Genomic DNA, 4,302 nt, shown 5'->3' with positions numbered 1-4,302 from the left:
CCGAACCGGTGCGGGGTGGCCGCGTAGGCGTCCTGGAGTACCGCGGCCCGGCGGGCCTGGATCGCAGTGTAAGTGCCGTCGAAGACCGTGGCGGGGGTGTGGAGCCCGATCCCGGCGGTACATGCTTGATTCCGAGCACAGGTAGGCGCCCTGGTCCAGCATGATCGCGCCGATCTGGGCCGGGGCCTTGTCGGCGAACTCCTCGCTGTTCAACATCTCCAGCACCTGCGCCGAGGGTGTCAGATGGAGGGTGTAAGTAGGCTAGTCACTTTCTGAAGGGAGCATGATTGTGACCGTGACTGAGCACGAGAATCCGGCAGTGAAAGCAGTGAAAGTGAATGCGTCCAGGACCGCCGAGCAGATGGCGGCGGTGGAGAGCATGGAGGCGTTGAAGGCCTCGGGTGCCTTTGATGAGTTGATGGACCAGATCGACCGCGGGGAGATCGAGCTCGAGGGTAAGGACGGGTTCATTCAGCAGATCATCAAGGCCGGCCTGGAGCGGGGCTTGAAGGCGGAGTTGACCGAGCATCTGGGGTACGGCACCTGCGCCGAGGGTGTCAGATGGAGGGTGTAAGTAGGCTAGTCACTTTCTGAAGGGAGCATGATTGTGACNTGATGAGTTGATGGACCAGATCGACCGCGGGGAGATCGAGCTCGAGGGTAAGGACGGGTTCATTCAGCAGATCATCAAGGCCGGTCTGGAGCGGGGCTTGAAGGCGGAGTTGACCGAGCATCTGGGGTACGGGAAAAACGCATACGCTGGCCGCGCCGTGACTAATTCACGCAACGGCTCCTATCCCAAGACGGTGACCACCAACGCCGGGGACGTGGACCTGGTGATACCGCGGGACCGGGCGGGGACGTTCGTTCCTCAGTTGGTGCCCAAGGGGTCGCGCCGCACCGGTGGGCTGGCAGACATGATCGTGAGCCTGTATGCCGGGGGCATGACGGTACGGGACATCGAGCACCACCTGGCGTCCACAATCGGCACCGAACTTTCCCGGGAGACGATCTCGAAGATCACCGACGAGGTCCTCGACGAGGTCCTGGCCTGGCAGAACCGCCCGCTGGATGCGATCTACCCGATCATGTATCTGGACGCGATCGTGGTCAAGGTCCGCGACGGCCACCATGTGAAGAATAAGGCCGCGCATGTTGCCGTCGGCGTGGACATGGACGGCATCAAACACGTTCTGGGCATCTGGATCGCCGCGACTGAGGGCGCAAGGTTCTGGGCCGGCGTCTGCGCCGAGCTGGCCAACCGCGGGGTCAAGGACGTGCTGATCGTGTGCTGTGACGGGCTGACCGGATTCCCTGAGGCTATCTCCGCCACGTGGCCCCACGCCACGGTGCAGACCTGCGTGGTGCACCTGATTAGGGCCTCCACGCGCTTCGTGTCGTACTCGGACCGCAAGCAGGTCGCCGCGTGCCTGCGAACCATCTACACCGCCCCGAACCAGGAAGCCGCACGCCAGGCGTTCGATGACTTCGCCGTTGGCCAGTGGGGGGTGAAGTACCCGGCGGCGGTGAAGACGTGGGAGAACGCCTGGGAGCGCTTCACCCCGTTCCTCGCCTTTCCCCCGGCCCTGCGCAAGGTCATCTACACCACCAATTCGATCGAGTCCCTCAACTACCAGCTGCGCAAGGTCACCAAGAACCGCGGGCATTTCCCCAACGACCAGGCGGCCACCAAACTGCTCTGGCTGGCCATCTGCAACATCGAGGACAAGCGCGCCAGGGAACGGTCCAAGACACGCACCAGCACCCGGGCGAGCACCGCCGGCGGCCTCGTCGAAGGAGCCGGCACCATGGGCTGGAACCAGGCCCTGCAGCACCTAATGCTCGCCTACCCCGAGCGCCTGGAACCACACCTGAGATAGCAACCCAAACCACATCAACAACACCGCCAAAAAAGACCACATCAGCCTGTCCCAAGACAGGCCAAACCAACCAGTGACCATGCAACTTACTGTTATGCGTCGCAGTGTTTGGCGGTGTGGGCGTCTTTGCCGGTGACGATGCTGGTTTTTGCTGTGGGGACTTGATTTAGTGTTGTCGGCGGCGTCAGGCTGACGATGACCGGATAAGACGAACGGCCCGGCGTGAGGTTTCGAAGGTTCACGCCGGGCCGTTCTGACGCGTAAGGGACGCGCTGATGCTCACGGTAAATCATGATGGTATTTCTGTCGAGTCGGACCTGGCCGGCGGGCGTCCGGCCTGCCCTGCGTGCGAGGGGGTGCTGCGTCTGTGGGGCTGGGCGCGGGAACGGCTGATCCGCCACGGCGCCTGGGCGGACCGCTCCCTGGTGCGCCACCGTCCGCGCCGGGGACGCTGCAGCGGATGCGCGGCCACGCATGTGCTGCTCGGTATCGGGCTGGCGGCCCGGCGTGCCGATTCGGCCGTGGTGCTCGCTGCCGCCATCGAGGCCAAGGCGGTAGGTGGGGCAGGGCACCGGGTGATCGCGGCGTGGCTGGGCCGGCCGGTGTCCACGGTCCGCGGCTGGCTGCGCGCATTTGCCGCTTCTGCCGGTGCTATCGCCGAAGAATTCACCGCCTTGGCCCACCGTGATGGTGCGGACGCGGCCGGGCTCTGGCCTGCCCCGGCGCCGGCGCCGTCCGGCCGGGCGCTGGCCGCGGTAACGGCGTATGCGGGTGTGTTGGCTGCCCGGTTTTCCGTCGCCACCATGGCGTGGCAATCGGCAGGGCTCGCCGTTGCGGGTCCGTTCTTCTTCAGCGCCGGCCGATTGCAGGGGCGGGGCCAACACGGGTTGGCCCTTATGCCCGGCAGCCGGGACGGCAAGGGTGGGAAAAGCGCCGGCTGATCCTGCCGGGGCCACCGTTTCCTGACTTCTTGAAAAGGACAATGACCCATGATGGAATCCGAACCCCAACGCGGGCCCCTGGCGCGCAAGGACCGGGCGGAAAAGACCGCGTTGTTCCGCTACCAGCTCATCCGCGAGGCCGCGGACACGTCGCTGACCTCCCGCCAGCGCGGGCCCATGGTCCGCGCACTGGCCGCCGCAGAGCACAACGGCCCTTCCGGGCAGAGCGTGCGCTATTCCCGGGAGACTCTGGACCGGTGGATCAGCGCCTGGCAGCGGGAGGGATTCGACGGGCTCAAGCCGCGGGAAAGGGCCGCCGGCCCCGGGACTCCGGTGAACATCCTGTCCCTGGCAGCGACGCTGAAGCTCGAGCGCCCACACCGCACCGCCGCGCAGGTGCGGCGGATCATGGCCGAGACCCTCGGCGACGCCCCGTCCGAATCGACACTGCTGCGCCACTTCCGCACCCTGGAGATCCCCACTGGCACGCCAGCGCAGGCCACCGGCCGGTTCGAAGCGGCCCGGCCGAACGAGATCTGGGTCGGCGACGGGCTCCACGGGCCCCGGATCGGCGGACGGAAGACCTACCTCTTCGCGTTCCTGGATGATCATTCGCGCCTGGTCACCGCCGCGCGCTGGGCGTTCGCCGAAGACGCCGTCAGGCTCTCGGCCGCGCTGCGCCCGGCCCTGCAGACCCACGGTGTTCCCGACGCAGTCTATGTCGACAACGGCTCGGCCTTTGTCGACGCGTCACTGGCCAGGATCTGCGCCCGGCTGGGCATGAAGCTGATCCATTCCAGGCCTTACCGGCCCCAGGGCAGGGGTAAGATCGAGCGCTTCTTCAATACGGTGACGTCCCAGTTCCTGTCCGAGATCACCGTGCTCGACGCCCCGGTCCAGACCACCGTCCCGGCACCGGACCGGCCGGGGAGGATCCTGCCGGGACCTCGGTGGCCAGTCTGGAGGAGCTGAACGCCTTGTTCACGTCCTGGGTGCAGATGGTCTACCACCGCACTGTCCACTCCACCACCGCGATGACACCCCTGGCGCGCTGGGACGCGGGCTGGGAAAACCGGCGCCCGGATCGCCGGGATCCCGACGTGATCGCCGAAGCGGAGCTTGTCAAGTTTTCTGTGTAGGTGATCCAGATTTCATGGTTTAGAGGTAGGGGTTGATGCGGTCGGGATGGACGAGTGTGAGCTCGCTGAGGGCGGCTTTCCAGCCTTGGACGACGCTGCCTTCGACGAGGCGTCCGGAGGCCTTACGGGGTTGACCCTTGGGGGTTCGCGCTTCCTTGGCGCGTTCGCGGGCTCGCTTGTCTTCGATGTTCATGATGGCCAGCCAGAGCAGCTTGATCGCTGCCGCGTCGTTGGGGAAATGACCCCGGTTTTTGATGATTTTGCGCAGCTGGTAGTTCAGCGACTCGATGCTGTTGGTGGTATAGATGACTTTGCGCAGGGCGGGTCCGAACGCCAGGTTGC

General features: G+C 65.6%; 4 protein-coding genes and 2 pseudogenes. 5 read left to right on the top strand and 1 reads right to left on the bottom strand.

Annotated features, from left to right (window positions below):
* Window positions 1-295 precede the first annotated feature (295 nt).
* The 5 genes and pseudogenes from Y703_RS22530 to Y703_RS20630 all read left to right on the top strand — a co-directional run.
* Window positions 296-538: pseudogene (locus Y703_RS22530) on the top strand (IS256 family transposase); the annotation flags it as partial.
* A gap of 67 nt (window positions 539-605) precedes the next feature.
* A pseudogene (locus Y703_RS17240) lies at window positions 606-1,880 on the top strand (IS256 family transposase).
* 275 nt (window positions 1,881-2,155) lie between these two features.
* A complete protein-coding gene (locus Y703_RS17235; RefSeq protein WP_051427199.1) occupies window positions 2,156-2,821 on the top strand; it encodes a hypothetical protein in 666 nt (221 codons plus the stop codon).
* Window positions 2,822-2,869: 48 nt separating this feature from the next.
* Window positions 2,870-3,793 carry a DDE-type integrase/transposase/recombinase gene (locus Y703_RS17230; protein WP_051427198.1) on the top strand — a complete coding sequence of 308 codons (924 nt, stop codon included), beginning with the start codon at window positions 2,870-2,872 and terminating at the stop codon, window positions 3,791-3,793.
* Window positions 3,772-3,960 carry a hypothetical protein gene (locus Y703_RS20630; RefSeq protein WP_051427197.1) on the top strand — a complete coding sequence of 63 codons (189 nt, stop codon included), beginning with the start codon at window positions 3,772-3,774 and terminating at the stop codon, window positions 3,958-3,960. The genes Y703_RS17230 and Y703_RS20630 overlap by 22 nt, the downstream gene beginning before the upstream one ends.
* Before the next feature lie 19 nt (window positions 3,961-3,979).
* Here Y703_RS20630 and Y703_RS0101570 read toward each other — a convergent pair.
* A partial coding sequence (locus tag Y703_RS0101570; RefSeq protein ID WP_026551333.1) for a transposase occupies window positions 3,980-4,302 on the bottom strand: 323 nt, incomplete at its 5' end.

This window comes from Arthrobacter sp. H20 (genome assembly GCF_000520515.1).
Classification (GTDB): Bacteria; Actinomycetota; Actinomycetes; order Actinomycetales; family Micrococcaceae; genus Arthrobacter_D.
Note: the sequence above shows the minus strand (reverse complement) of the source record. Positions and strands in the feature narration are given on the sequence as shown.

Excerpts from the sequence above, each read along its gene's own strand:
- Y703_RS17235 (WP_051427199.1), top strand. The coding sequence starts at position 2,156 with ATGCTCACGGTAAATCATGATGGTATTTCTGTCGAGTCGGACCTGGCC.
- Y703_RS17230 (WP_051427198.1), top strand. The coding sequence starts at position 2,870 with ATGATGGAATCCGAACCCCAACGCGGGCCCCTGGCGCGCAAGGACCGG.